General features: G+C 70.1%; 27 protein-coding genes. 5 read left to right on the top strand and 22 right to left on the bottom strand.

Annotated features, from left to right (window positions below):
• Window positions 1-98: 98 nt before the first annotated feature.
• From ACWCP2_RS22480 to ACWCP2_RS22400, 17 genes are all read right to left on the bottom strand, one after another.
• Window positions 99-1583 (bottom strand): aldehyde dehydrogenase family protein, encoded by a 1485-nt coding sequence (locus tag ACWCP2_RS22480; RefSeq protein WP_450910351.1) that lies wholly within the window; start codon window positions 1581-1583, stop codon window positions 99-101.
• A gap of 43 nt (window positions 1584-1626) precedes the next feature.
• Complete coding sequence (locus tag ACWCP2_RS22475; RefSeq protein WP_450910350.1) at window positions 1627-2367, bottom strand: type 1 glutamine amidotransferase domain-containing protein; 741 nt, start codon at window positions 2365-2367, stop codon at window positions 1627-1629.
• 74 nt (window positions 2368-2441) lie between these two features.
• Window positions 2442-3194: an AAA family ATPase gene (locus ACWCP2_RS22470; RefSeq protein ID WP_450910349.1), complete on the bottom strand. Its 753-nt coding sequence runs from the start codon at window positions 3192-3194 to the stop codon at window positions 2442-2444.
• The gene (locus ACWCP2_RS22465) at window positions 3194-4453 is read right to left on the bottom strand and encodes a PP2C family protein-serine/threonine phosphatase (protein WP_450910348.1); all 1260 of its coding nucleotides are present in this window, start codon (window positions 4451-4453) and stop codon (window positions 3194-3196) included. Before ACWCP2_RS22465 ends, ACWCP2_RS22470 begins: the two co-directional genes overlap by 1 nt.
• Window positions 4435-4899 (bottom strand): ATP-binding protein, encoded by a 465-nt coding sequence (locus ACWCP2_RS22460; RefSeq protein WP_450910347.1) that lies wholly within the window; start codon window positions 4897-4899, stop codon window positions 4435-4437. The genes ACWCP2_RS22465 and ACWCP2_RS22460 overlap by 19 nt, the downstream gene beginning before the upstream one ends.
• Before the next feature lie 5 nt (window positions 4900-4904).
• The gene (locus ACWCP2_RS22455) at window positions 4905-5216 is read right to left on the bottom strand and encodes an STAS domain-containing protein (RefSeq protein WP_450910346.1); all 312 of its coding nucleotides are present in this window, start codon (window positions 5214-5216) and stop codon (window positions 4905-4907) included.
• A 28-nt stretch (window positions 5217-5244) separates the two neighbouring features.
• Window positions 5245-7380: a glycogen debranching protein GlgX gene (gene glgX / locus ACWCP2_RS22450; RefSeq protein ID WP_450910345.1), complete on the bottom strand. Its 2136-nt coding sequence runs from the start codon at window positions 7378-7380 to the stop codon at window positions 5245-5247.
• Window positions 7377-7766 (bottom strand): STAS domain-containing protein, encoded by a 390-nt coding sequence (locus ACWCP2_RS22445; protein WP_450910344.1) that lies wholly within the window; start codon window positions 7764-7766, stop codon window positions 7377-7379. Before ACWCP2_RS22445 ends, glgX begins: the two co-directional genes overlap by 4 nt.
• Before the next feature lie 36 nt (window positions 7767-7802).
• Entirely contained in the window at window positions 7803-9623 is a 1821-nt protein-coding gene (locus tag ACWCP2_RS22440; RefSeq protein ID WP_450910343.1) for an AGE family epimerase/isomerase, read from the bottom strand.
• Between the two features lies 1 nt (window position 9624).
• Window positions 9625-10059 (bottom strand): VOC family protein, encoded by a 435-nt coding sequence (locus ACWCP2_RS22435; protein ID WP_450910342.1) that lies wholly within the window; start codon window positions 10057-10059, stop codon window positions 9625-9627.
• Window positions 10059-10682, bottom strand: coding sequence for a DJ-1/PfpI family protein (locus ACWCP2_RS22430; RefSeq protein ID WP_450910341.1), 624 nt, complete (start codon window positions 10680-10682; stop codon window positions 10059-10061). The genes ACWCP2_RS22435 and ACWCP2_RS22430 overlap by 1 nt, the downstream gene beginning before the upstream one ends.
• On the bottom strand, window positions 10675-12279 hold the full coding sequence (locus ACWCP2_RS22425; protein ID WP_450910340.1) for a GMC family oxidoreductase: 1605 nt from the start codon (window positions 12277-12279) through the stop codon (window positions 10675-10677). Before ACWCP2_RS22425 ends, ACWCP2_RS22430 begins: the two co-directional genes overlap by 8 nt.
• An 11-nt stretch (window positions 12280-12290) precedes the next feature.
• Window positions 12291-12662, bottom strand: a complete 372-nt coding sequence (locus ACWCP2_RS22420) for a nuclear transport factor 2 family protein (RefSeq protein ID WP_383954429.1) — start codon at window positions 12660-12662, stop codon at window positions 12291-12293.
• Window positions 12663-12675: 13 nt separating this feature from the next.
• Window positions 12676-13131 (bottom strand): nuclear transport factor 2 family protein, encoded by a 456-nt coding sequence (locus ACWCP2_RS22415; protein WP_389437341.1) that lies wholly within the window; start codon window positions 13129-13131, stop codon window positions 12676-12678.
• A 20-nt stretch (window positions 13132-13151) separates the two neighbouring features.
• Window positions 13152-13583: a nuclear transport factor 2 family protein gene (locus ACWCP2_RS22410; protein WP_450910339.1), complete on the bottom strand. Its 432-nt coding sequence runs from the start codon at window positions 13581-13583 to the stop codon at window positions 13152-13154.
• A 49-nt stretch (window positions 13584-13632) separates the two neighbouring features.
• Complete coding sequence (locus ACWCP2_RS22405; protein WP_450910338.1) at window positions 13633-15297, bottom strand: thiamine pyrophosphate-binding protein; 1665 nt, start codon at window positions 15295-15297, stop codon at window positions 13633-13635.
• An 89-nt stretch (window positions 15298-15386) separates the two neighbouring features.
• Window positions 15387-16211, bottom strand: coding sequence for a type 1 glutamine amidotransferase domain-containing protein (locus tag ACWCP2_RS22400; protein ID WP_450910337.1), 825 nt, complete (start codon window positions 16209-16211; stop codon window positions 15387-15389).
• A 295-nt stretch (window positions 16212-16506) separates the two neighbouring features.
• Between ACWCP2_RS22400 and ACWCP2_RS22395 the strand changes: the two genes are divergently transcribed.
• The 5 genes from ACWCP2_RS22395 to ACWCP2_RS22375 all read left to right on the top strand — a co-directional run bounded on the left by ACWCP2_RS22395 (window position 16507) and on the right by ACWCP2_RS22375 (window position 20071).
• Window positions 16507-16779: a UBP-type zinc finger domain-containing protein gene (locus tag ACWCP2_RS22395; RefSeq protein ID WP_450910336.1), complete on the top strand. Its 273-nt coding sequence runs from the start codon at window positions 16507-16509 to the stop codon at window positions 16777-16779.
• A 131-nt stretch (window positions 16780-16910) separates the two neighbouring features.
• On the top strand, window positions 16911-18554 hold the full coding sequence (locus ACWCP2_RS22390; protein ID WP_450910414.1) for an FAD-dependent oxidoreductase: 1644 nt from the start codon (window positions 16911-16913) through the stop codon (window positions 18552-18554).
• Window positions 18555-18655: 101 nt separating this feature from the next.
• Window positions 18656-19153, top strand: coding sequence for a hypothetical protein (locus ACWCP2_RS22385; protein WP_450910335.1), 498 nt, complete (start codon window positions 18656-18658; stop codon window positions 19151-19153).
• A gap of 91 nt (window positions 19154-19244) precedes the next feature.
• Window positions 19245-19574, top strand: coding sequence for a putative quinol monooxygenase (locus ACWCP2_RS22380; protein ID WP_450910334.1), 330 nt, complete (start codon window positions 19245-19247; stop codon window positions 19572-19574).
• A complete protein-coding gene (locus ACWCP2_RS22375) occupies window positions 19571-20071 on the top strand; it encodes a group II truncated hemoglobin (protein ID WP_450910333.1) in 501 nt (166 codons plus the stop codon). Before ACWCP2_RS22380 ends, ACWCP2_RS22375 begins: the two co-directional genes overlap by 4 nt.
• A 154-nt stretch (window positions 20072-20225) precedes the next feature.
• Here ACWCP2_RS22375 and ACWCP2_RS22370 read toward each other — a convergent pair whose 3' ends face one another.
• The 5 genes from ACWCP2_RS22370 to rpe form a co-directional block, all read right to left on the bottom strand.
• Window positions 20226-20663: a barstar family protein gene (locus tag ACWCP2_RS22370; RefSeq protein ID WP_450910332.1), complete on the bottom strand. Its 438-nt coding sequence runs from the start codon at window positions 20661-20663 to the stop codon at window positions 20226-20228.
• Entirely contained in the window at window positions 20660-21145 is a 486-nt protein-coding gene (locus ACWCP2_RS22365; protein WP_450910331.1) for a ribonuclease domain-containing protein, read from the bottom strand. The genes ACWCP2_RS22370 and ACWCP2_RS22365 overlap by 4 nt, the downstream gene beginning before the upstream one ends.
• A gap of 49 nt (window positions 21146-21194) precedes the next feature.
• Entirely contained in the window at window positions 21195-21419 is a 225-nt protein-coding gene (locus ACWCP2_RS22360) for a hypothetical protein (protein ID WP_243334368.1), read from the bottom strand.
• Window positions 21420-21555: 136 nt separating this feature from the next.
• On the bottom strand, window positions 21556-22569 hold the full coding sequence (locus ACWCP2_RS22355; protein ID WP_243334549.1) for a sugar-binding transcriptional regulator: 1014 nt from the start codon (window positions 22567-22569) through the stop codon (window positions 21556-21558).
• A 138-nt stretch (window positions 22570-22707) separates the two neighbouring features.
• Window positions 22708-23394, bottom strand: a complete 687-nt coding sequence (gene rpe / locus ACWCP2_RS22350; protein WP_266876495.1) for a ribulose-phosphate 3-epimerase — start codon at window positions 23392-23394, stop codon at window positions 22708-22710.
• Between the last annotated feature and the right edge of the window lie 306 nt (window positions 23395-23700).

The following is a 23700-nucleotide window of genomic DNA, read 5'->3' as shown; positions in this document are numbered from 1 at the left end:
CAGGTGGTCTCAGTACGAGCGCGGGACGTCGGCCCGGAACACGGCCGGGACACGGCCGGGACACGGCCGCAACACGGTCCGGGCCGTCGGCGGGGACGTCAGTCCATGCCGATCCAGACCGACTTGGTCTGGGTGTAGCTCTCCAGCGACTCGGGGCCGCACTCGCGCCCGTAACCGGAGGCCTTGTAGCCGCCGTAGGGCACGGAGGGGTCGTACTGGTTGTAGCAATTGACCCAGACCGTGCCGGCCTTGATCTGCGAGGCGACCCGGTGGGCGCGCCGCAGGTCCTTGGTGTGGACTCCGGCGGCGAGGCCGTACGCGCTGTCGTTGGCGATGCGCACGGCGTCCTCCTCGGTGTCGAAGGGGATGATCGACAGGACGGGTCCGAAGATCTCCTCCTGGGCGATCCGCATGCCGTTGTCGACCCCGGTGAAGATGGTCGGCAGGAAGTACAGGCCTTCGGAGGAGGCCCCTTCGGGGGTCCAGCCGGTGCCGCCGGTGCGCAGGACGGCGCCTTCCTTCTCGCCGACCTCGATGTACGAGCTGACCTTGTCGAACTGGCCGCGGTGGGCGAGCGGTCCGAAGAGGGTGGCCGGGTCGCGCGGGTCTCCGGGCAGCAGGGCGGCCGCGCGGGCCACGAGCCGTTCGACCATCTCGTCGTGGATCGGGCGGTGCAGCAGCAGCCGGGAGCCGGCGGTGCAGATCTCGCCCTTGTTGTAGTAGATGCCGAAGAAGGCGAGTTCCTCGGCGGCGTCGAGGTCGGCGTCGGCGAAGACGATGTTGGCGGACTTGCCGCCGAGCTCCATCGTCACCTTCTTCAGGGTGCCGGCCGCCTTGCGGATGATCGACTGGCCCACGGAGGTGGAGCCGGTGAAGGCGATCTTGTCGATGCCGGGGTGTCCGGTGAGGGTCTCGCCCAGCTCCACGCCCGGACCGGTGATGACGTTCAGCACCCCGTCCGGGATCTCCGCCTCCTGGAACAGCTCGGCGATCTTCAGGGCGGTCAGCGGGGTGGCGGGCGAGGGCTTGTGGACCACCGTGTTCCCGGCCGCGAGGGCCGGGGCGATCTTCGTCATCGACAGGAGCAGCGGGAAGTTGAAGGGGGTGATCGCGCAGACCACGCCCAGCGGTTCGCGCAGGGTGTACGCGAGCTGCCCGCCGGCCGGGGCCCGGGAGGAGCCGTCCACCCGGGTCACGGCGCCGGCGTAGTAGTGCATGAGCTGGGCGGCCATGGGGGCGTCGACCGTGGAGGAGAAGGCGAACGGCTTGCCCATGTCCACCGTCTCCAGCAGGGCGATCTCCTCCAGGTCGCGCTCGATGAGCTCCCCGACCCGGTTCAGCCTCAGCGCGCGTTCCTGGGCGGACAGTCTGCTCCAGGGACCTTCCTCGTACGCCGTGCGGGCGGCGGCCACGGCCGCGTCCGCGTCGACGGCGGAGGCCTGGGCCACCGGCACGATCTCCTGGCCGTCCACGGGACTGATGTCCGGTTCGGTGCGGTGGTCCTGGGCCGGGACCCAGGTGCCGCCGATGAACAGTTTCCCGGGGTTGGCCAAAGGCTGGTCGCTGAGCGCGCGCTGGGGCATGGCGGTGGCTGCCTTCCGGTTTCGGGTGCGAGGGGCTGGGCGGCTAGCCCTGCGCGAGCTGACGTAAGAACGTCTCCGCGAGGGCCTTGGAGGAGTAGGGGTTCTGGCCGGTGGTGAGCTTGCGGTCCACCACCACGTGCGAGTCCCAGATCGCGTCGGCCTTCTCGTAGCGGGCGCCGAGCCGGGTGAGTTCGGCCTCCAGGATCAGCGGGAGGCGGCCGGCCATGTTGGTGACGAGCTCCTCGCTGTGCGAGAAGGCCGTCATCCGGTACCCCGCGAAGGGCCACTGGCCCTCGCCGTCGCGCAGGGCCAGCAGGGCGGTGTGCCCGTGGCAGACCGTGGCCAGGGGCTTGTCCTGGGCGATGGCCCAGCGCAGGATCTGCGCGAGCTCGTCGGACTTGGGCAGGTCCCCGATGGCTCCGTGGCCGCCGCTGATGTAGATCCCGTCGTAGTCGGCGATGTCCTTCTCGCCCAGGCTCTCCAGGGCGATCGGGTTTCTCAGCTGCGGGGTGTTCTCTATGACGCGGGTGTACTCCGCCGCGCTGGCCGCGTCCGTGTCGGCGGATCCCTGGGGGCGGACCCACTGGAGGAACTGGGGGTCGATGCTGGTCGCGTCGACCGTCGGGGTCTCGCCCGCGATCGTCGCCACGTCCACGGTGTGGCCCGCGTTCTTGAAGAGGGTGTAGGGAACGGCGAATTCCTCGGCCCAGAAACCCGAGGGGTGTTGTTCCCCGTCCAGCAGATGAAGCGTGGCCTTGGCCGTCATGACGACGAGAATCTTCATGACTCTTCTCCTTGGTCCGTCTGGATTCGCTGCCGATTCAACACGCCCCCCGCTAGGGGCGTAAGGGGGAGGCGTCAGGCCCGTGATACTTCGTCACGTGCGTCCAACGCCGAGATGATGGTGCGGAATTCACCGACCAGTGGATGGTCGGGATGAGCTTCGGAGAATATGCGTTCCCCGTAGAGTGCGGCCATTTCCGGAACATAGGGAAGGATTCCGGCCAGGGGCGTCCGGTAGACGTTCTCGGCCCGCCGCCGGGCGGCCGCCCGGTCGATGCCCTCGGGCGCCATGCTCATCACCAGGGTCCGCCGGCAGGCGAGCCGGCCGGTCAGGGCGATGGTCTCCTCGACGCCGAGGAGGTCGATCCGGTCGGCCCGGGCCATGATGAGCAGGACGTCGGCGCTGGCCATCGCGGTGACGGACTCGTTGTTGAGCCCGGCGTGGGTGTCGAGCAGCAGGACGTCCAGGGCGTGGTGCACGGCCAGCCGGTCGAAGCCCTCGGGCAGCAGCCCCACGTCGTAGCCGGTGGTCATGAGTTCGCGCAGGGCCGCCGTCCCGGTCCGCGCCGGTACGACGTACAGGGTGCGGCCGCAGCCCGTGACGACTTCCTGGGCGGCGGCCTCGATCTCGCACCGGCCGAGCAGGTAGTCGGCCAGCGAGGGGCCGGGGCGGAGCCGGAAGAGCAGGTCCAGGGTGGGCGACTGGATGTCCGTGTCGATCACCCCCACCCGGCGTCCCTCGCCCGCCAGGAGCAGGGCCAGGTTCGCCAGTACCGAGGACTTTCCGGTACCGCCGCGGTACGAGTGCACCACGATGGTCCGGGTCATCAGGCCACGACCTGGCAATCGGCCCCGCCCGCGTGCGGCCCCCGCGCCGCGCGTGGCCGGTGCAGGGCCAGCATGGTGACGTCGTCGTGCTGTTCGGCTGTTCCGGTGTGCTCGCGTACGGCCGTGTCCATGCGATGAACCACCTCCCTGCCGCTGACCGGGGGGCCGGACAGCAGCTGCAGCATCCGCTCGTCCCCGAGGAAGCCGCCGCTGGGGCAGCGCGCCTCGGGCACTCCGTCGGTGAACACGAAGAGCGTGTCGCCCGGGTTCACCTGTGCGTAGCCGAGCGTGTACACACAGTCCGGGAGCACTCCGACGGCCGGGCCGGTGACCTCCAGCGTGCGCGGCTCGCCGCCGTCCCCGTCCAGCAGCAGCGGCGGGTTGTGGCCGCCGTTGATGTAGACGAGGGATCCGGTGAGCGGGTCGAGCACCCCGAAGAAGAGGGTGGCGAAGTAGCCCTGCCGCAGGTGGTTGCGGGTCAGGTAGCCGTTGGTGGCGGTGACCGCGTTGAGCAGCGGGGTGGCGCCGACCACGGGAATGCGCCGGCTGTTGCCGGTCCGGCCGGCGGCCACCAGGTGCTGGAGGCCGCTGTTCTCGGCGGTGTGCCGCAGCAGGGAGCGGATGAGCGCCATGAAGAGCGCGGCTCCGACCCCCTTGTCGCAGACGTCGGCGACGACGAAGGCCAGGCGTCTGCCGCGGGAGAGCTCGAAGACGTCGTAGAAGTCCCCGGCGACCTGCCGGGCGGGCCGGAAGCACACGTCGATCTCCCAGCCTTCGGGGACCGGCAGGGATTCCGGCAGGAATCCGGCCTGGATCTCGCGGCCGATCTCCAACTCCTTCTCGTATCCCATCAGTTCGGCGCGGGCGTCGGCTTCGCGCAGGGTGCGGCCGAGTCCGGCGCGCTCCGAGCAGCTGTGCAGCCGGGCCCCGACGAGGGCGGGCAGGAAGGGCGGTACGAGGTAGTCGTGCCCGATCCGGACGTGTTCCTCCAGGGCGGCGAACTCCGTCACGGTCCAGACGACGACGATGGGGGCCCCGGCCCAGCGGCGCAGCCGGCGCACGGCGGTCCGTACGGACTCCCCGTCGGCCTGGGCCGGGGCGAGCAGTACGTCCGCTTCGGGCAGCTCCTCCAGGGGGCCGGCCAGGAGTTCGGCCAGCGTGCGCGGAACGAGTGCCGCGCCCATCTCCTCCAGTGCTCCGAGGAGTTCCAGGGGAGGTGGCGGGTACTCGTCGAGGATGATCACGGTTGTGGAGGGCATGGGTCCGTCCCCTCAGCCATCACAGTCAGCGTGCTGATGTTGCGGCCGTCCCTGCGTACGTAGTCGAACTCGTCCACGCTGGTCAGTGCGAGGTGGATGCCGAGTCCGCCGATCCGGCGCCGCTCGGGAGCGGTGTGCGGTTCGGGCGGCAGTCGCCCCCGGAGGGGGTCGAAGGCCGGGGCGCGGTCCTCCAGGGAGATCCGTACCCGGCCCGGGCCGGAGCGGCCGCGGACGGTGATCCGTCCGTCGCCGCCCCGGTACCCGTGCATCACGATGTTGGTGGCCAGCTCGTCCACGGCCAGCCGGATCCGGTACGAGGCTCCCTTGCCCAGGCCCGCGCTCCCGGCCAGCCGCAGGACGAGCGCGGCGATGTCGCCCAGTGCCTCCAGGGTGGCGGGCACTTCGAGCTCGGCGGACGTCCTCGCCGTCTTGACCGCCTCGTCCATCGGGGTCAGTCGTCGGAGAGCACGATGCTGCGGTCGAGCCCGGCCGTCCGGATGGTCCGGGAGACGGGCTCGATGGCGCCGACCACCTTGATGGTGACGTGGTTGCCCACCTTCTGCTGGGCGAAGACCAGGGAGCGCAGTCCGGCGCTGGCCATGTAGCCGACGCCGGCCATGCGGATCTCGACGGTGCTGGTGCCGTGGCCGGCGGCCTTCTCGATGGTCTGGTGGAAGTCCGGCGCGGTCTTGGCGTCCAGTTCGCCCTCCAGCTCGATCACGGTGGTGTCGCCCTCGATGCTCAGGGACACGGAAAGCGGCATGTCAGGTCTCCTTCGTACGGGGGCGGGGCTAGAGCTCGGTGTCGGGCGTGCGGCCGACGAGGATCACGACCGAGCGCGGACCGATCAGGTACTTGCCGGCGTTCTCCAGTTCGAGTTCGGCGCCGGGGGTGCGGATGTCGTACGGGGCCGGGGCCCCGGTGTCCGCGAAGAGGTGCCAGCTGCGGCCGCCCGGGAGGGCGGGCAGTTCCAGGTCGTGCGCTTCCCAGTGGGAGTTCATGGCCACGTACACCACGTCGTCGTCACCGGTGCCGCAGCGGGCCACCGCCAGCAGCCGGCTGTCCGCCGACCAGTCGGGCTGCCAGGCCCGCTCCCCGTGCCAGCTGATGTCGGGCAGCCCGAGGCTGTCGCGGAGCTGTCCGGTGGGGTGCAGGGTGGAGCGCAGCTCGCGGTGGTGCTTGCGGAAGGCGATCATCTCCCGCGTGAACCGGAGCAGTTCGGAGTTCTCGTCGACCTGGTTCCAGTCGAACCAGGACAGTTCGTTGTCCTGGCAGTACGTGTTGTTGTTGCCCTGCTGGGTGCGCGCCACCTCGTCGCCGGACAGCAGCATCGGGATGCCCTGACTGGTGAAGAGGATGGCCAGGGCGTTCTTCATCTGGCGCAGCCGCAGCGCGTTGACCTCGGGATCGTCGGTCGGTCCCTCGGCTCCGCAGTTCCAGCTGGCGTTGTCGTTGCCGCCGTCGTTGTTGCCCTCGCCGTTGGCCTCGTTGTGCTTGTCGTTGTACGCGACCAGGTCGGCCAGGCTGAAACCGTCGTGCGCGGTCAGGAAGTTGACCGAGGCCGAGGTTCCGCGGGTGGAGTAGAGGTCGGGCGATCCCGCGACGCGGGTGGCGAGTTCCCCGGTGACCCCGGGGTCGCCCTTGAGGAAGCTGCGCACGGTGTCGCGGTACTTGCCGTTCCACTCCGCCCAGCGGCCGTACGCCGGGAAGTTGCCGACCTCGTAGAGGCCGCCGGCGTCCCAGGCCTCGGCGATGAGCTTGGTGTGCCGCAGGACGGGATCGTAGGCGAGCAGTTCCAGCAGCGGCGGGTTGGGCAGCGGGGTGCCGTCCGCGGAGCGGCCGAGGATGGCCGCGAGGTCGAAGCGGAACCCGTCGATGTGGTAGTCGGCGACCCAGTGGCGCAGGCAGTCGAGGACGAAGTTGCGCACGACGGGGTGGTTGCAGTTGACGGTGTTGCCGGTGCCGCTGAAGTTGAAGTAGTACCCCTCGGGCGTGAGCATGTAGTACGTGGCGTTGTCGAGCCCCTTGAAGGAGATGGTGGGGCCCAGCTCGTTGCCCTCGGCGGTGTGGTTGAAGACGACGTCGAGGATGACCTCGATGCCGGCCGCGTGCAGGTCCTTGATCAGGGTGCGGAACTCGTCGCCCTGCATGCCGTAGCGTCCGGTGGCCGCGTAGCCGGCCTTGGGGGCGAAGAAGGAGACGGTGTTGTAGCCCCAGTAGTCGAAGAGCTGCTCGCCCGTCTCCGGGTTGGAGCGCATGTTGTCGCTCTCGTCGAACTCGAACACCGGCAGCAGCTCGATGCAGTTGATCCCGAGCTCCTTCAGGTACGGGATCTTCTCCCGCAGCCCCGCGAAGGTGCCGGGGGCGGTGACCCCGGAGGAGGGGTGGCGGGTGAAGCCGCGCACGTGGGTCTCGTACACGACGAGGTCCTCGGCGGGCGTGCCCAGCGGGGTGTCGTCGCCCCAGTCGAAGTCCTGGAGGCAGACGCGGGAGCGGTACTGGTAGCCGCGGCTGCGGTCCGGCTCCACGCCCCACACGTCGCGGCCGGCGATCAGCCGGGCGTAGGGGTCGGAGAGCACCTGGCGGGCGTCGAAGCGGTGGCCGGTGACGGGGTCGTAGGGTCCGTCGGCCCGGTAGCCGTACTCGATGTTCTCGTGGTCGAGGCCGAAGACCGTCATCGCGAAGACGCTTCCGGTGCGGAATTCCTGGGGGAACTCCAGCTCGGCCATCGGCTCGGGCTCTCCGCGCTTGTAGATGACCAGGGTCATGGAGGTGGCCTGGTCGGAGAAGACGGAGAAGCTGACCCCGCCGGGGACCACGTTGGCCCCGAAGGGGAACGGTTTGCCGGCGCGGACGCGGTACCCGCCCACCTCGTGGGTCGGGTACGCGTCGACGCGCAGCACCTGTTCGGACGACGACTCGCTCATCGCGCGGCCCGGGCGGCGGCGGGCTTGGCGGCCGTCTTGACCGCGGCCTTGGCGGCGGCCTTGGCGGCGGCCGCCTCGGCCTCGCCGGTGGAGAAGAAGTCGAGGAACCCGGTGGCCGACATGACGAACCGGACTTCCTCGCTCACCCCGTAGAGGGTGACGGCGACCCCGGCGTGCTGGGCCTCGCGGTAGACGACGAGCAGCGTGCGCAGCCCGGCGCTGGAGACGTAGGTGACGGCCGTCAGGTCGATGCGCAGCGGCCGGCCCTCGCGGACCAGCGGCAGCAGGCTCTGCAGCAGCGATCCGGAGGTCTCACTGTTGATCTCGCCGGTGGCGACGAGTACGGTGCCCGCCTTGTTGCGGCGTTCCTTCACGTTCAGGGTCATTGCTTTCCCCTCTGGGTGGGGCGCCCCCGTTGAGCGCTACTGGGCGGTCGGGCGGAGCCGGACCTTGACCTTGACCCGGCCCTGGACGTCGGGCAGCCGGACGGTGAGTGCGTCGGCGTCGAAGTCCGTGTACGGCTTCTCGTCGATCTCGACGGACGCGATCCGCACCGAGCCGGCGGGGAGCAGGTCGGGCGAGACGCGCAGCACGCGGTCGGGCAGGTTCGTCGGGTCGGGCTGGAAGTGGAAGTCCATCTCCCGGCCGTTGACGAGCAGGTTGTTGTAGACGGCGGACAGGTAGCAGAGCTCCGCCGAGTGGTACATGGACATCGAGTGGCTGCCCTTGAGCCGCTCGGTCCCGAGCAGGTACGGGGTCCCGCTCGCGAGCACGTTGAAGTAGACGGCGCCCTCGTCGTGGTCGAGGAAGAAGGTGTTGTAGAAGGACTGGGCCTGCCGGGCCTCGCGCAGGAATCCGTCGCCGCCGACGGTGCCGTTCAGGATGAGGTAGGCGAGGATCGCCTGCTCCTGCTGCCACCAGGCCTTGCGGTCGTGCCAGGCGAAACGATACGTCTCCTCGTCGCCGTGCTTGACGCGCTCGACCACGTCGTACCAGCCGCCGCGCTGCACGTCGCTGCCGACGGCCGGCATGATCTCGCCGATCTTGCGGGCGAGCTCCTCGTAGGCCGGCTTGGCCTTCAGCGAGTTCATCCGCATCAGGTTCCAGGCGATCTTGAGGTTGTGGCCGACGACCGCGCGGTTCTGCTGCCAGCTGTGCGCGGTGTCGTGGGACCAGTCGCGGAAGAAGCGCTCCTGGACGAAGGGGCTGTTCTTGTAGTCCGGGAACTTGTCGGCGATCGTGTCGAAGGTGTACTCCAGGAAGTCCGCGTAGCGCTGCTCCCCGGTCGCCAGGTACAGGTTGATCAGGTACGCGGGCGCGTGGTCGCCGACCGAGTTCCAGTTCTTGCGCTCCGCGTTCTCCCCGAGGGACTCGTGGTCGGCGCTGAAGAGGATCGGGTCGATGTGCGAGTAGTAGCCGCCCTGCTCCGGGTCCTTGAAGAACTTGTCGAACAGCCGGATGGTGGCGTCCGCGTCGTTCTTGATCCGGATGTCGCCGGTGACGCGGTAGGTCTGGATCGGGCCGGCCAGCGCGTAGATCTGCTCGTACATCGGGATCGCGTCGTAGTCGTCGGAGAACTCCGAGGTGAACAGCTTGCGTTCGCTGTCCCCGTCGACGCTGATGCCGTGGTACCAGAAGACCACGTCCTCCTCGCTGTCCACGACGCGCATGTGCTTGCGCAGGTACTCGGTGCCGCGCTCGGCGACCTCGAGGTACTCGTCCTTGCCGGTCAGCAGGTAGGCCGAGGCCATGCCGTAGACCAGGCGGGAGATCGTGTCGGTCTCCTGGACATGACTGGCGGTCTTGTCCCCGCCGAGCCGGATCTCGGTGCGGTACTCGGTGAAGTCCACCGGCCCGTCACCGAACTGCGCCCGCTTGTAGAAGTCGGCCAGCGATTCGATCTGCTTGATCCACCAGCTGGGCTCCTCGAAGCGGTAGTCCTCGGCCCCGCGGCCCAGGAACACCAGGCGCTTGGCCTCGAAGCGGCCGCCCTGCTCGGGGTAGTGCACCCCGTAGACGTAGAGGAACCGTCCCGGCGAGAGCATCTCGTCGATGTGCCCGGAGGCGTCGATGTACGGCTCGTCCAGGTTGCGGACCAGCTCGGCGCTGGGGTCCCCGGCGAGGGAGACGTCGAACTCGCGGCCGTCCGAGGTCTTCAGCCTCAGCAGCCGGGACCCGGAGTCGAAGCGGCCGACGTAGCCGGCGATCGTGTCGGAGAAGGAGAAGCTCACGGCGTCCGCCATGTCATGCACCGTCCTTGTCGTGTTGACCGTGTTCGTCCTCGAATCCCTGGCTGACCTCGACGATCACCCCGTCGGGATCGCGGACCCACACGGTCCGCCAGCCGCAGATGAAGTCGTCGAAGTCCAGCGGTCCCAGGGTCACTTCGGCCGCCTCGCCGAGCGTGGCCAGGAAGCCGTCCACGCTGTCGGTCTGGAAGGCCAGGTGCCGCATCCGGCCCGGCGCCGCCGGGCCGTCGTGCTGGGGCGTGTCGGCCGGCACGGTGCCCGCCGCGAAGAGCTCCAGGTACACGTCCCCCTGGCGGAGGAAGATGATCTGTGCGTCTCCGAGGTCGACCACCCGGGCCCGGGTGAAGCCGAAGTACCGGGTGTAGAACTCCTCGGTGGTCTTCTGGTCGGCGCAGTTCAGGCCCACGTGCGACCAGACCATCGGGGCCATCAGCCGGCGCCGCGAGCGCCTCGCGCGCCCCGGTCGGCGGCGATCAGCTCGATGATCCTGCGGGCGAACAGGTGGTGGTGGGCCCCGGTGCGGCCGGTGACCAGGTCGCCGTCGACGACCACGTCCTCGTCCACGTACTCGCCGCCCATGTTGCGGACGTCGCCGATGAGGTTGTTGTGGCAGACGACCTTGCGGCCGCGGATCTTGTCCGGGATCGAGGCGGCCAGCCACATGCCGTGGCAGATGATCCCCTTGAGGACCGTGGGCTCCTCGAAGGCCCGGCGCAGCAGCTCCGTCGCCGGGGCCAGGACGTCCACGTCCTCGGTGTAGCGCAGCCGGTCGGCCACCATGCCCGAGGGCACGATGATCGCCGAGTAGCGCCGCAGGTCCTCGTCGCTCAGCCCCTCCAGCGACTGGGTCGCCGTGAACGGCGCCCGGTACTCGTGCCCGGAGAAGGTGATGGAGTCGTTGCCCCACAGCCGGGTCAGGAAATCGACCTCGGCGCCCTCCTCCGCGAACCGGTGGCCGTAGTAGAAGATCTCCGGCTCGTAGAAGTCGCTCTCGACCAGGACCGCGATCCTGGTTCCGCTCAGCGCACCCTCGCGCAGGACCACGTCAGGCACGGGACACCCCCTTCAGGAAGTCCGCCGCGCGCTCGGCGATCATCGCGATGGCGGTGTGGCAGTTGCCCGACGGGACGGCGGGCATCACGCTCGCGTCGACGACGCGCAGGTTCCGTACGCCGTGCACCCGCAGTTCCGGGTCGACGACGGAGAGGTCGTCGATGCCCATCCGGCAGGAGCCGGCCTGGTGGTGGTAGCTCTCCGACTTCTGCTTCACGAAGGTGCGCAGGTCCTCGTCGGACACGTAACCGGGTCCGGGCTGGAGCTCCTGCTTGTACCAGGGCGAGAAGGCGGAGGTCGCGAAGAGCTCCCGGGCGGTCTTGACGCCCTGCACCATCCGCTCCAGGTCCCAGCGGTCGCCCAGGTAGTTGGGGTTGATCAGCGGGTGGGCCAGCGGATCGGCGCTCGCCAGCCTGATCCAGCCGCGCGAGACGGGCCGGACCACGCCGGGCAGGATGGACACCGTGTTCGGGTGGTCCTGGCCGACGATCACGTCGAACGGCACGTGCACGAAGGCGATCTGCAGGTCCGGCGCGGGCAGTCCCGGCCGGGAGGAGAGGAACAGCGCGCTCTCCGACAAGTTCTGCGCCGGCGGCGGCAGTTCCTGGGTGACCTCGGCCATCAGCCCGGTCAGTACGTGGTTGTGGAAGTTCTCGCCGACCCCCGGCAGCTCCGCGACGGTCGCGATGCCGTGCTCGCCCAGCTGCCCGGGGTTCCCGATCCCGGAGAGCAGCAGCAGCTTCGGCGATTCGATCGCCCCGGCGGCCACGATCACCTCCCGGCGGGCCCGTACGGTGTGCAGCCCGGGCTCGGAGGCGGCGCTGTGCCCGTCGCGCACGGTCCGGCCCGGTATCTCCGCGGGGGCCTGGAGCTGGACGTACTCCACGCCCGTGCAGGTGTCCCCGTCGAAGAGCAGCCGGGTGCTCTGCGCACTGGTGCGCAGGGTCAGGTTGGAGCGGTCGAGGGCCGGCTCCAGGTAGGCGGCGAGGACGCCCTGGCGGCGGCCGTCGGCCACGTCGATGTGGTGCCAGCCGGTGCCGAAGAGTCCGCGCCGCGGCCCGTCGGTGTTGAAGTCGGCGATCTCCTCGTGCCCGAGCTCGACGGCCGCGTCGATGAAGGCGCGGGAAACCGGGTTGGGCCCGTGCCGCCCGGCGTGGGTGATGCGCTGCGGCCCGCGGGTGCCGGTGGTCGGCGCGGTGGCGTCCTCCTGGCCCTCCAGCAGCGCGAAGTAGGGCAGTACGTCCTCGTGCGCCCAGCCGGCCGCGCCCTGGTAGGCCCAGTTGTCGAAGTCCGAGGCGTGGCCCCGGATGTGCATCATGATGTAGAGGTTGCTGCTGCCCCCGGGGGCCTTGCCGCGCGGTTCGTACGTGCGGCGGCCGTCCAGGCCGGGCTGCGGGACGCTGGTGTAACCCCAGTCGACGGGCCCGCCGAGCAGCTTGTACCAGGAGGACGGATCGTCCACCTCGGGAGGGATGCGGCCCGCTCCCGCCTCCAGGACCAGGACGGTGACGTCCGGGTCCTCGGAGAGGCGGTTCGCCAGGACGCTGCCGGCGGTGCCGGATCCCACGACGATGTAGTCGTACTCATCCACGGCCATCGCGCGCCCCCTCAGCCCTGGCCGAGCACCTGGAAGGGAACCGTGTCGTGGTAGTTCGCCATGTAGGCGATCCTTCCGTCCACGATCCGGAAGAAGTTCATGACCTCGGCCTCGATCTCCTCCCCGGAGGGGGTGACCGCGGTCAGGTGGGAGACGGCCGCGGCCTTCTCCCCGTCGACGAGGAAGTGCACGGGCTCGTTGCGGAAGACCCGGTACATGGTCCCCATGCCCTTCATCATCGACCGCAGCGTCTCCAGGCCCTCGATGTGGCCGGCGAGCTGCTCGTCCATGACCTGGTCCTCGGCGAACAGGTCGCACCAGCTGTCCCAGTCACCGGCGTTGGCGTACTCGTAGTACTTCTGCAAGATCTGCCGCGCGTCCATGGCGCTCAACCCCCTACTGGTCCCTGCGGGTTCCGTCGGGCGCGAAGGGCGCCCAGAACTGGCTGAAGGCCGTGGCCGTGTCGCCGAACAGGCCGTCGTGGCCCTCGACGATCCGGCCGTCGCGCCAGCGCATGAAGTGGAAGACCGGGTAGTCCATCCGCTCGTACGGGGAGCCGCTCGACTCGTCGGCGCCACCGCGCACGGCGACGTTGCGGCAGACGTCCGCACTGCAGTCCTCGCCGACGAGGACCGCCTCGATGTCCATGCGGAAGGTGCCGCCCGTGAGCTTGTGGGTCTGGCCCATCAGCTCCAGGAAGGCGTCCAGGCTCTCGTACCAGCCCGCGAGCGGATGGTTGCCGGGGACCTGCCAGCGCAGGTCCTCCGCGTAGTACTCCAGGATCCTGGCCCGGTCGCCGGAGCCGAGGGCGCGGTACGCCGCCTCGACCCTCTCCCGTGTCACTTCGGTCATCGTCGCTTCTCCTTCAGGGCTCAGAGGGAGGCGGAACCGGGCATGGGCGCCAGTTCGTTGACGGTGTACTGCCTGATCAGCGGCCCGTCGGGGCCGGCGACCACGGTCCAGGTCTGGTCGGCGTCGAAGCCGAGCCACACGCTGCGGGCGGCCGGCGGATCCCAGATCCTGGCCTGCCAGTTGACGAGCACCCGGACGATCGCCCGGTCGCCCTCGATGACGGGCTCCACCTTCGTGACCGTGTGCACCTCGTCGAAGAAGCGGTTCGTGACCGCCTCGTACCAGCGGCCGAAGCCCTGGTGGCCGAGGAAGGTGTCCTCCGGGACCTTGAACTCCAGGTCCTCGGTGATCAGGGCCAGCACCTCGGCCGGCTGGACGTGCTGGTCCAGGGCCACGTACCACTTCTCGGCGAAGGCGCGGATCGCGTCCTCGGTCAGCCGCTCGGCGGGCATGCGGTCTCCTCCTGTCTGTCCGTCTGTCCGTCTGTCCGTGCGCTCGGTGTCAGATCTGTACGTCGACCAGGAACGGCCCGGGGTGGGCGAGCATCCGGCCCACGGCGGCCACCGCCTCGTCGGCCTTCTCCACCCGCATCCCGCCCGCCCCGAGCGACCGGGCCAGGGCGGCGAAGTCGATCTCGGGGTGCGAGAGGTCGAAGGAGCCCGGGAAGCCGTGCTGCGGAATCTCCCGCTCCCGCCAGTACTGGGCGATGTTGTCGTCCAGCAGCCGGTACTTGCGGTTGTTGCAGACCACGAACTTGGCCTCGATGCCGTGCCGGGCCGCGGTCCACAGCGCCTGGTACGTGTACATCGAGCCGCCGTCACCGGCGAAGCCGACGACGAGCCGCTCCGGCCGGGCCAGCTTCACGCCGACCGCGCCCGGGAAGCCCACGCCCAGCGATCCGCCCCGGGTGAGGTGGTAGTCCCCCGGCCGCTCCGGCGGCAGGTACCGGGTGACCAGCGGGGAGGTGGTCAGCGCCTCGTCGAAGACGATCAGGTCCCCGCCCGTGCGCTCGGCCAGGGTCCGCAGGAAGACCGCCATGGGCGAGCCGTCCGCCTCGTCGGAGGCCTTCGCCTCCCGTTCCGCCTGGTCCGCCCGCACCCGCTCCCGGATCCGCGCGTCCAGCCGCCCGGCCGCCGCCGCCCGCTGCGCGGGGGTGAGCACGTGCTCCAGTACGCCGGCCAGGGCGCGCAGCGCCTGCCGCGGATCGGCGGCGAGCCCGAGGTCCACCGGGTGGTTCTTGGCGATCTCGTAGGCGTTCAGGTCGATGTGCACGACCCGCGCGCCGTCCCGGAAGGGGCTCTCCAGCTCCGGGAACACCTCGGGGAACACGTAGGTGCCGACGATCAGCACCCCGTCCGCCCGGCCGATCAGCTCCTTGCTGTGCGGGCCGAACATGTGACCCGTCTGACCGCGGCGCAGCGGGTGCGAGGCCGCGATGTTCACCTCGGAGGAGTCGACCTCGTACACGTCGGCGCCGAGCAGCTCGGCGACGGCGACGAGTTCGCGCTGCGCCCCGGAGAGCGCGACCCCGTCCCCGACGAGAACGACCGGCCGCTCGGCGGAGGCCAGCAGCGCGGCCGCCCGCCCCACCGAGGCGGCCGACGGGGCCACGTCCGTGAGCGGCACCGTGGCGGGCAGGACGAGCTCGGAGTTGAGCTCGTCCAGCACGTCCATCGGCAGCGCCACGAACACCGGTCCGCGCGGCGGGGTCAGGGCGATCTTCACCGCCCGGCGGATCGTGCGGAGCACGGAGTGCCGGTCGGTGACCCGGGTCGCGTACTTGGTCACCGGCTTCGCCATCGCCACCAGGTCGGACGCCATCTGCGCGTCCATGGCGTCGTAGCGCACCCCGGCGTCGCCGGCGACGACGACGAGCGGGGTGTGCCCGCGCAGCGACTGGTAGAGCATGCCGATGCCGTTGCCCAGGCCCACTCCGGAGTGGAGCTGGAGCAGCGCCGCCCCGCCGGTGGCCCGGGCGTAGCCGTCGGCGATGCCGGCGGCCACCGTCTCCTGGAGGGCGAGGACGTAGTGGAAGTCCTCCGCCGCGTCGACCGCGTCGAGGAATCCCTGTTCCACCGTCCCCGGATTTCCGAACATGACGTTCAGGCCGTCGGCCTTGAACTGGTCGATCAGCCTTTCCCGTCCGGGAGTGGCTCCAGAACTCATCGAACTCCCCCTCCTTTGCGTACCGTCGTTCCGGGTTACCGAGTTGTCGGGGTTGCCGGGGTTACCGGGGTTACCGGGGCTTCCGCCAATTACCAGCCGTACCGGGTGAGGCCGTTCTCCAGGACTTCCACGATCTTCTGCCCCGTGAGATACGAGTCGGGGGTCGAACGACCGGTGACGAAGGGGAAGTCGACGATGACCGAAAGCGGGTGACCGAAATTCCCGTGGTACGCGCCGCGCGGCCCGGTGGCATCGCGCAGGATGTACTCCAGCGGATACGGCGGCGGCCCCATGTTGAAATCGGTACCGAGGAATCCGGTGCCGTCCTTGTAGTCGTACTCCTTGCAGTGGCCAGTCACGTGCTTGCCCCAGATGATGCTGCGCCGGTCGCCCCAGTCCCGGGCGAAGGCCAGGCAGGCCACGCCGTAGCACTCGGCGGCCACGACCTTGCCGGCGTTCTTGAAGGCGAGGATCAGGGCGTGCACGCGCTCGTTGTTGGCGAGGTCGACGATCGGGCCGCTGCCGCCCACGACCAGCACCGCGTCGAAGCCGGCGATGTCGGCCTGGAGCTTGTCCAGATCGCGGTGGTACTGCTCCAGCTTCGGCAGATAGGCCGAGTCGCTCGTGTACGGGCGCTCGGGGGCCCACGCCTCGATGTCGAGGGGGGAGTCGAGCCGGCTCGACTGCTCGAACTCCCGGCCCAGCCGGGCGTTCTCCTCCGTGGTGACCGAGCGTCCCAGCGGAGGATCGATGTAGTTCGCGTCGAGGCTCGGCGGGAGAGCGTGGGCACGCTTTCCGGTCGGCGTGGCGAATACGACTTCATAGCCCTGCTCGTCGAACTGCGATACGGGGCCGATCAGTTCCTCGGCCCAGTAACCGTGTTCGGAGACAATGACCAGAATCTTTCTGCTCACGGATTCCTCCAGGCGCCGCCTGTTGTCGTTGGCGTCCCCCACACTGGCCGCGCCCGGGGTTCCCGTCAAAGCGCTGGTGTGCGACTTGGTGAGGTAGTCGCCCAGGTCGTGGGGGCACCTCATGAAGTCGTCCGGCGATGTCATGAAGTAGCTTCAGGACTACCTGACTTCGTCCGAATCCCTGAACCGCCGCCGGGGCTCCGCCTTATGGTCTGGACGCGCCGGAATCACGGGCGCAATGCAATCACGGGCGCGATGCGCGAGAGCGCTGATGCGCGAGAGAGGGACGGGGACGATGACGATGGACCTGTTGTGCACCCACATCGAGTCGATACGTCCGGTGAAACCCGGGACCGAGGGCTGCGAGGAGTGCCTCGTCTCCGGTGACGGCTGGGTGCACCTGCGGATGTGCCTGAGCTGCGGGCACGTGGGCTGCTGCGATTCCTCGAAGAACCGTCACGCCACCCGGCACTACGGGGCCACCGGGCACCCCATCGCCGCGTCCCACGAGCCCGGTGAGGACTGGGCCTGGTGCTACGCCGACAAGCTGATGCTGGACCCGGCGTGAGCGCGGCCCCGGAGAGCGCCGCCGCGGGCACCCCGCCCACGGGCAACGCGCCCACGAGCAGTGCGCCCACGAGCACGGCCACCGCGACCGCCGAAGCCGCGGCGCGCGCGGAGAACCGCAAGCCCGTCATCCTGGCCGTGGACGACGACCCGCAGGTGCTGCGCGCCGTCCGCCGCGACCTGCGCAGCGCCTACGGCGACCGCTACCGGGTGCTCGGCGCCTCGTCCGCCGCCGACGCCCTGAAGATCCTGGACTCCCTCGACGAGCGCGGCCACGATCCGGCCCTCTTCCTCGTCGACCAGCGGATGCCGGACGTCACCGGGGTGGAGTTCCTGCTGGAGGCCGTCAGCCGCTTCCCCGACGCCCGCCGCGTGCTCCTCACCGCGTACGCCGAGACGGACGCGGCGATCACCGCCATCAACCGGGTCCGCCTGGACTACTACCTGCTCAAGCCCTGGGACCCCCCGCACGAGCGGCTCTTCCCGGTCCTGGACGACCTGCTCTCCGACTGGCTCGCCACCTACCGCCCGGCGTACGACGGGATCATCGTCGCGGGGCACCTGGTCTCCCCCGGCACGCACGCCGTCCGGGACTTCTTCACCCGCAACGGCCAGCCCTTCCGCTTCCTGAACGTGGAGCGGGACCCGGAGGCGCTGACCGTGATCGCCGCCGCCCAGCCCGACGCCGCCCTGCCCCTGGTCCGCTTCCCGGACGGCTCGGTGGTCTCCGCGCCGACGGACACCCAGCTCGCCCAGCGCCTGGGCCTGGCCACCACCGCCTCGCGCCCGCACTACGAGTGCGTCATCGTCGGCGCGGGCCCGGCGGGCCTCGCGGCCGGGGTGTACTCGGCCTCCGAGGGCCTGTCTACGCTCATGCTGGACTCCCGCGCCCCGGGCGGCCAGGCCGGCACCTCCAGCCTGATCGAGAACTACCTCGGCTTCCCCTCGGGCCTCTCCGGCGGCGACCTGACCCGCCGCGCCACCATCCAGGCCTCCCGCTTCGGGGCCGAGATCCTGCACCCGGTGGAGGTGACCTCGCTGACCCGCGACGACCCGGCGAAGATCCTGACGCTGGCCGACGGTACGGAGATCAGCGCCGAGACGGTGCTCCTGGCCACCGGGGTGTCCTACAACCGCCTGGACGCCCCCGGCGCCGACCGCTTCGAGGGCGCCGGGCTCTACTACGGCGCGGCGACCACCGAGAGCTCGGCGTGCATCTCGCAGCACGTGTTCATCGTGGGCGGGGCCAACTCGGCCGGCCAGGCCGCCGTGCACTTCGCCAAGTACGCCGCCCGGGTCACGATCCTGGTCCGCGCGGCCTCCCTCGACGACAGCATGTCCCGCTACCTGATCGACGAGATCGAGCGCACCCCCAACATCGAGGTGCGGGTGCACACGACGGTCGTCCGCCTGCACGGCGAGGACCACCTCGAACGGCTGACCCTGCACGACTCGGAGACCGGCGAGGACAGGGAGGTCGCGGCCCGCTTCATGTTCACCTTCATCGGCGCCCGCCCGCACACGGGGTGGCTGGCCGGGGTGGTGGAGCGCGACGAGTACGGCTTCGTCCTCACCGGCTCGGACCTCATCTCCAACGGCGGCGAACTCCCGGCGGAGTGGAGCCTGGAGCGCGCCCCGTACCCGCTGGAGACCAGCGTTCCCGGGGTCTTCGCGGCCGGGGACGTACGGGCCCACTCGGTCAAACGCGTCGCCTCGGGCGTGGGCGAGGGAGCCATGGCGGTCTCCCTGATCCACCGCTACCGCTCGATGGGCTGACTCCGCCGGGCCGACTTCGCCGGCTGATTTCGCTGGGCTGAGAGCGAACAGCGCGCCGGGCCACTTGCGATCAAGGAGGAGCCGGACGCACCGTTGATTACATGATTACATCCGAGCAGAACGAACAGCTCCGCACCTGGTTCGCCGAGCACCTGCCGGTGGACGTCTACACCTCCCTCCTCTCGGTCACGGTCGACCGGGAGGAGATCACCGTCGTCGGCGCGATCCCCGAGACCGAATCGGTCGCCGCCTTCCGCGAGCGCACCCGCGAGCAGCGCATGGAGGTCGCCCGGGAGGCGGAGGAGCTCTACCGCCGCAAGGTGTCCTGGGCCGCCCAGTCGGGCGAGGAGCGGACCCTCTTCACCCACCTCGCGGTCCCCGTCATGACCCGCCTGCGCCAGCCCGAACGCCAGGTCCTCGACACCCTGGTCGCGGGCGGCGTCGCCCGCAGCCGCGCCGACGCCCTGGCCTGGTGCGTCCGCCTGGTCGGACGCAACACCGACACCTGGCTGACGGACCTGCGCGAGTCCCTGGACCGGGTCCAGCAGGTCCGCGCCGAGGGTCCGGACCTCGCCGACTCCCAGAAGTCCGGGTCATAACGGCGAAAGATCTCCCCGCGCCCGCAAGATCGCGCAAGCCTGGCACGGACCACCGGCGATCAACGCCCGACCCCAGGGAGAGGCCCGCACCATGACCACCACCGTCGAATACATCCGATACCGGATCGCGTTGGACGATCAGTCCGCTTTCGAGGACGCGTACGTCAGGGCCGCCGAGGCCCTCGCCGCCTCGCCGGAGTGCATCGACTACGAGCTGGCCCGCTGCGAGGAGGAGCCCGAGCGCTACATCCTCCGCATCCGCTGGACCTCGATCGACGCCCACCTGAACGGATTCCGCAAGGGCGAGCACTTCCCCGCCTTCTTCGGCGCGATCCGCCCCTACGTCACGGCCATCGAGGAGATGCAGCACTACCTCGTCACCAAGGTGGCCGGCCCCGGAAAGGCTTCCACCCCGTCATGAGCACCACACCCGACACCACGCCGGCCACCAAGCCCCCGACGCCCACGATCTACGAGTGGATGGGCGGCGAGGAGGCGTTGAACCGCCTCACGGACGTCTTCTACGCACACGCGCTGCAGGACGAGATCCTGGCCCCGGTCTTCGCGGGCATGGACTCCGAGCACCCGCAGCACGTGGCGGTCTGGCTGGCGGAGGTCTTCGGCGGCCCGAAGCAGTACACCGCGTCCCACGGCGGCCACCAGCACATGGCCACCAAGCACCTGGGCCGCGGCATCACCGAACAGCAGCGCCGCCGCTGGGTGGACCTGCTGGCGGACACGGCCGACGAGGTGGGCCTGCCCACGGACCCGGAGTTCCGCGCGGTCTTCGCGTACTACATCGAGTGGGGCACCCGCATGGCCCTGATCTACTCGGGCCCCAACCCGCCCCCGGTCGACGCGGCCGACATCCCGGTCTGGTCCTGGGGCCAGACCCCGCCCTGGATCCCGAAGTCCTGATACGGGAACCCGGCGGAGCCGAACCCTCGGCTCCGCCGGGCCCTGCCGGCCCGCCCGCCGAATCCAGCCTCGCCGGCGTGTGAGCCGCGAGGTCCGGGGCGGAGCCCCCGAAACCTTCGGCCCCGCCGCACCATCCGGCCCCACCAGGGGAAATTCAGCCCCGCCGGCGCTTGAGGCGCGGGGTCCGGGGCGGAGCCCCGGCATCCGGCCCCGGGCCGGACTCGGCGAGCAGCACCGTCAGCCCGGGCCCCTCGGCCTCGTCCTCGGCCTCCGCCCGCCAGAAGTCGACGGCCTCCTCCAGGATCTCGCTCAGGGTCTCCCAGTCCGCGGGCCGCGCCTGCGCATAGCCCCGCCAGGACGTCACGACCAGCAGCCGCCCCGGCGCCGCCGGCCACCACGACAGATCCCGCAGCGCATCGGCCAGCGCGTCCCAGTTCCCCCCGAAGTAGTCGGGAACCGCCAGCGCCGCCCCGCACCGCCGCATCAGCTCCGCCTTGCTCCGTACGCCGTCCAGGTCCAGCCGTACGGTCGTCCACCCGGCGGCCTCGGCCGCTTCGAGCGCGGGGGCCAGGGGTCGCGGGTCCAAGGTCATCGGAGAACCGCCTTGAAGGTCTCGTAGTGGTCGTCCGTGTAGAAGAACTCCCCGCCCCCACCGGTCACGATGCGCCGGGCCCCACGGTCCCGTTCACCGGGCGTCTTCACGGTGAACTCGTGGTAGTAGCCACGTTTCTTCTGCGGCAGGACCTTTTCGAAATTGCCGAAGACGGTCCCGTCCTGCCGGTACTGGTACGGCCCGCCCTTGTCGATCAGCGCGAGCACGTCCCGGGCCTGCTGCGGCAATGCCGAGGCCCGTACCGTCGCCATGCCCTTCGCCCATCCGGGCGTCGGCACAGCCGAATGCGCCGCCCCGCTCGGGGCAACGTCAACGCCGGAGCCGGCGCTCGCGCTCGTACTGGTGGCCGCGGCAGGCGCGGGTTTCTTCCCGCTGCAACCCACCGCACCGACCAGCGCCGCGCAGAGGAACACGGCCCCCAGCACACGCAGCAACGATCGGGGCACGTTCCGAAAGATCATGCACCGATCGTGCCAAATATCCGATTCTTCCGCGAATTGCGCGGTGTCTTCAGAGGGCGGACATCTTGGTGTACGGACTCAGGATGCGCTTACGGACCTCGGGCCCGAATTCAACGAGGACAGCGATCCCCTCCTCAACGGCGACGACACGGCCGAGGCCGTGCTCATCGTGAGACACCCGGTCGCCGACGCTGAAGTGCCTGAGGGGCGCTTCCACGGGGGCCTTGAACGGGCTGGACGGCAGATGGCGGCGAGGTACTGCGGACTTTGTCATTGCACCCAGTATGCGCCCAGCAGGCCGTCGAACGGTCCGCCGTTCGGATCTCAATTACGGCACCATCCGCATCGGCGAACCTCACGCGCGCGCGTTTGACCGGCATTCGTCCGGACAATCGGACCAATCCGCACCATCACTCGTCGGGGTCGGCCCGCTCCAGCGCCGGCCGCAGACCGGGCTCCGATTCGGTCAGCAGGTAGTCCGCGACGGCGGTGTCGGTGACGAGACTGGTCACGAGCCCCGAGCGCAGCACCGCCCCGATCGCGGAGGCCTTGCGCAGCCCGCCGGCGATGGCGACGACCTCGGGAATCCGGCGCAGCCGGTCGGCCTCCACGGTGATGCACCGCTCGCCGAGGTCCCGCCCGACCCGACGCCCCTCGGCGTCGAACAGGTGGGCCGACATCTCGGCGGCGACACCCAGCGAGGCGTAGTGCGCCCGCTCCTCGTCGCTCAGCATGTCGTGGACGGTCGAGATGCCCGGCTCCCAGGACCCGATGGAGACCGCGGCGACCGTCACCTTGTCGAAGTACTCGAAGGCCCGCGCGATCCCCGTCTGGTTGCGCAGGGCGGCCGCGGTGGCCGGATCGGGCAGGAGCATCGGCGCGTAGATCGGGTGGGCGTCGCCGCCCGACACCTGCGCGGCCCTGCGCACGGCCTCCACGGACCCGCGCTCGGCCGTACCGGCGTCGTACACGCCCGTCAGCTGGACGACGGTGCAGGGAGGCAGCCGGTGCAGGGAGGCGGCCATGTGAATCGTCGACCGCCCCCACGCGAGGCCGAGCACGTCCCCCTCATTGACGAGCTCACCCAGCAGATCGGCGGCCACGGCACCCAGGTTCTCCGGGTCCGGAGCGTCCTCGGTGGCATCGGCCGGGGACTCGACGACCACCGCGTGCCGCAGCCCGTACCGGGCGCGCAGCGCGTCGGACCGCTCCGCGTCCAGCTCCGCCGGTACGCGGATCTCGATGCGTACGAGGTCGCGCTCCAGAGCGGTCTCCAGGACCCGGGCCACCTTGAAGCGGCTCACGCCGAACTCCTCGGCGATCTGGATCTTGGACTTCCCCTCCAGGTAGAAACGGCGCGCCATGGCCGCCGCCTGCACGAGCTCCGCGGGTCCCATCCGCAGGGCTGACCGTCCCGCCGACATTGCAGACACCGCGTTCTCCTCACTGCTGTTCACACTCTCGTGTTCACACTCTCGACTCGCCGTTCATCCTGTCAGATCCGACGGCCGTTGATCAGCCTGGACAGCTCCCGTTCACCGAGCTGTTCACCAAGCCTTGTTTCAGTGGTTGCAAGCCCAGGGCGCCGCGGCGATCGCCGCACCCGCCTGGTCACGCAGCGTGCGTACGGCCGCCGCCGGATCGACCGCTCCGTATACGGCGCTGCCCGCCACGAACACGTCCGCACCCGCCTCGGCGCACCGCTCGATGGTCGTGGCGGAGACACCGCCGTCGACCTGGAGCCACAGCTCCAGACCGTGCCGGGAGATCAGCTCACGGGTACGGCGGATCTTGGGCAGCATGATGTCGAGAAAGGGCTGACCGCCGAAGCCGGGCTCCACGGTCATGATCAGCAGCATGTCGAGCTCGGGAAGGATGTCCTCGTACTGCTCGATGGGCGTAGCGGGCTTCAGCGCCATGGACGCCCGCGCCCCCTTGGCCCGGATCTCCCGCGCGAGCCGCACGGGCGCGGCGGCGGCCTCGGCGTGGAAGGTCACGGAGCCGGCACCGGCCTCGATGTACTGGGGGGCCCACCGGTCGGGGTCCTCGATCATGAGGTGCAGATCGAGCGGGATGTCCGTGGCCCGGCTCAGCGACTCCACGACCGGCACGCCGAGCGTGAGGTTCGGGACGAAGTGATTGTCCATGACGTCGACATGCAGCCAGTCGGCCCCCTGAACGGCCTTCGCCTCCTCGGCGAGCCGGGCGAAGTCGGCGGACAAGATGCTGGGATTGATCTGAACGGCCATGCCCCAAGCGTGCCATGCCGCTAGCGGCTTCCGGCCACTACCCCGGAAGTGGGGGAGGTGGGGGAGGTGGGCTTGGGGGTGGGCCTTGTGCTGCGGGCCGGCGCTCGGCTTCGAGAGGGTCCGGGGGGAGCCCGGCAGTCCAGTGTCCTTTCGGTGCGGGCCGGTCCCTCAAGGGCGCTCCCTGCGGTCGCGTCGCTACGCGATGGCCTTCGGCCACCCTTGACCGACCGACCCACCCCGAAACGCCACAAGACTTCCGGGATCCCCCCGGGGAACGGCCGGGAGGGAGGAGAGGGAGGAGCGGCC

The organism is Streptomyces sp. NPDC002104 (assembly GCF_053593795.1).
The sequence above is the reverse complement of the archived record's forward strand: the minus strand, read 5'-3'. Positions and strand labels throughout refer to the sequence as shown.

Coding starts and splice junctions, on each gene's coding strand:
- ACWCP2_RS22420 (WP_383954429.1), bottom strand. CDS start 12,662: ATGGACGCGCGGCAGATCTTGCAGAAGTACTACGAGTACGCCAACGCC.
- ACWCP2_RS22425 (WP_450910340.1), bottom strand. CDS start 12,279: ATGGCCGTGGATGAGTACGACTACATCGTCGTGGGATCCGGCACCGCC.
- ACWCP2_RS22460 (WP_450910347.1), bottom strand. CDS start 4,899: ATGGACGAGGCGGTCAAGACGGCGAGGACGTCCGCCGAGCTCGAAGTG.
- ACWCP2_RS22405 (WP_450910338.1), bottom strand. CDS start 15,297: ATGAGTTCTGGAGCCACTCCCGGACGGGAAAGGCTGATCGACCAGTTC.
- ACWCP2_RS22465 (WP_450910348.1), bottom strand. CDS start 4,453: ATGCCCTCCACAACCGTGATCATCCTCGACGAGTACCCGCCACCTCCC.
- ACWCP2_RS22385 (WP_450910335.1), top strand. CDS start 18,656: ATGATTACATCCGAGCAGAACGAACAGCTCCGCACCTGGTTCGCCGAG.
- ACWCP2_RS22410 (WP_450910339.1), bottom strand. CDS start 13,583: ATGCCCGCCGAGCGGCTGACCGAGGACGCGATCCGCGCCTTCGCCGAG.
- ACWCP2_RS22360 (WP_243334368.1), bottom strand. CDS start 21,419: ATGACAAAGTCCGCAGTACCTCGCCGCCATCTGCCGTCCAGCCCGTTC.
- ACWCP2_RS22370 (WP_450910332.1), bottom strand. CDS start 20,663: ATGACCTTGGACCCGCGACCCCTGGCCCCCGCGCTCGAAGCGGCCGAG.
- ACWCP2_RS22355 (WP_243334549.1), bottom strand. CDS start 22,569: ATGTCGGCGGGACGGTCAGCCCTGCGGATGGGACCCGCGGAGCTCGTG.
- ACWCP2_RS22380 (WP_450910334.1), top strand. CDS start 19,245: ATGACCACCACCGTCGAATACATCCGATACCGGATCGCGTTGGACGAT.
- ACWCP2_RS22395 (WP_450910336.1), top strand. CDS start 16,507: ATGACGATGGACCTGTTGTGCACCCACATCGAGTCGATACGTCCGGTG.
- ACWCP2_RS22470 (WP_450910349.1), bottom strand. CDS start 3,194: ATGACCCGGACCATCGTGGTGCACTCGTACCGCGGCGGTACCGGAAAG.
- rpe (WP_266876495.1), bottom strand. CDS start 23,394: ATGGCCGTTCAGATCAATCCCAGCATCTTGTCCGCCGACTTCGCCCGG.
- ACWCP2_RS22440 (WP_450910343.1), bottom strand. CDS start 9,623: ATGGCGGACGCCGTGAGCTTCTCCTTCTCCGACACGATCGCCGGCTAC.
- ACWCP2_RS22375 (WP_450910333.1), top strand. CDS start 19,571: ATGAGCACCACACCCGACACCACGCCGGCCACCAAGCCCCCGACGCCC.
- ACWCP2_RS22475 (WP_450910350.1), bottom strand. CDS start 2,367: ATGAAGATTCTCGTCGTCATGACGGCCAAGGCCACGCTTCATCTGCTG.
- ACWCP2_RS22415 (WP_389437341.1), bottom strand. CDS start 13,131: ATGACCGAAGTGACACGGGAGAGGGTCGAGGCGGCGTACCGCGCCCTC.
- ACWCP2_RS22445 (WP_450910344.1), bottom strand. CDS start 7,766: ATGACCCTGAACGTGAAGGAACGCCGCAACAAGGCGGGCACCGTACTC.
- ACWCP2_RS22435 (WP_450910342.1), bottom strand. CDS start 10,059: ATGGCCCCGATGGTCTGGTCGCACGTGGGCCTGAACTGCGCCGACCAG.
- ACWCP2_RS22455 (WP_450910346.1), bottom strand. CDS start 5,216: ATGCCGCTTTCCGTGTCCCTGAGCATCGAGGGCGACACCACCGTGATC.
- ACWCP2_RS22480 (WP_450910351.1), bottom strand. CDS start 1,583: ATGCCCCAGCGCGCGCTCAGCGACCAGCCTTTGGCCAACCCCGGGAAA.
- glgX (WP_450910345.1), bottom strand. CDS start 7,380: ATGAGCGAGTCGTCGTCCGAACAGGTGCTGCGCGTCGACGCGTACCCG.
- ACWCP2_RS22365 (WP_450910331.1), bottom strand. CDS start 21,145: ATGATCTTTCGGAACGTGCCCCGATCGTTGCTGCGTGTGCTGGGGGCC.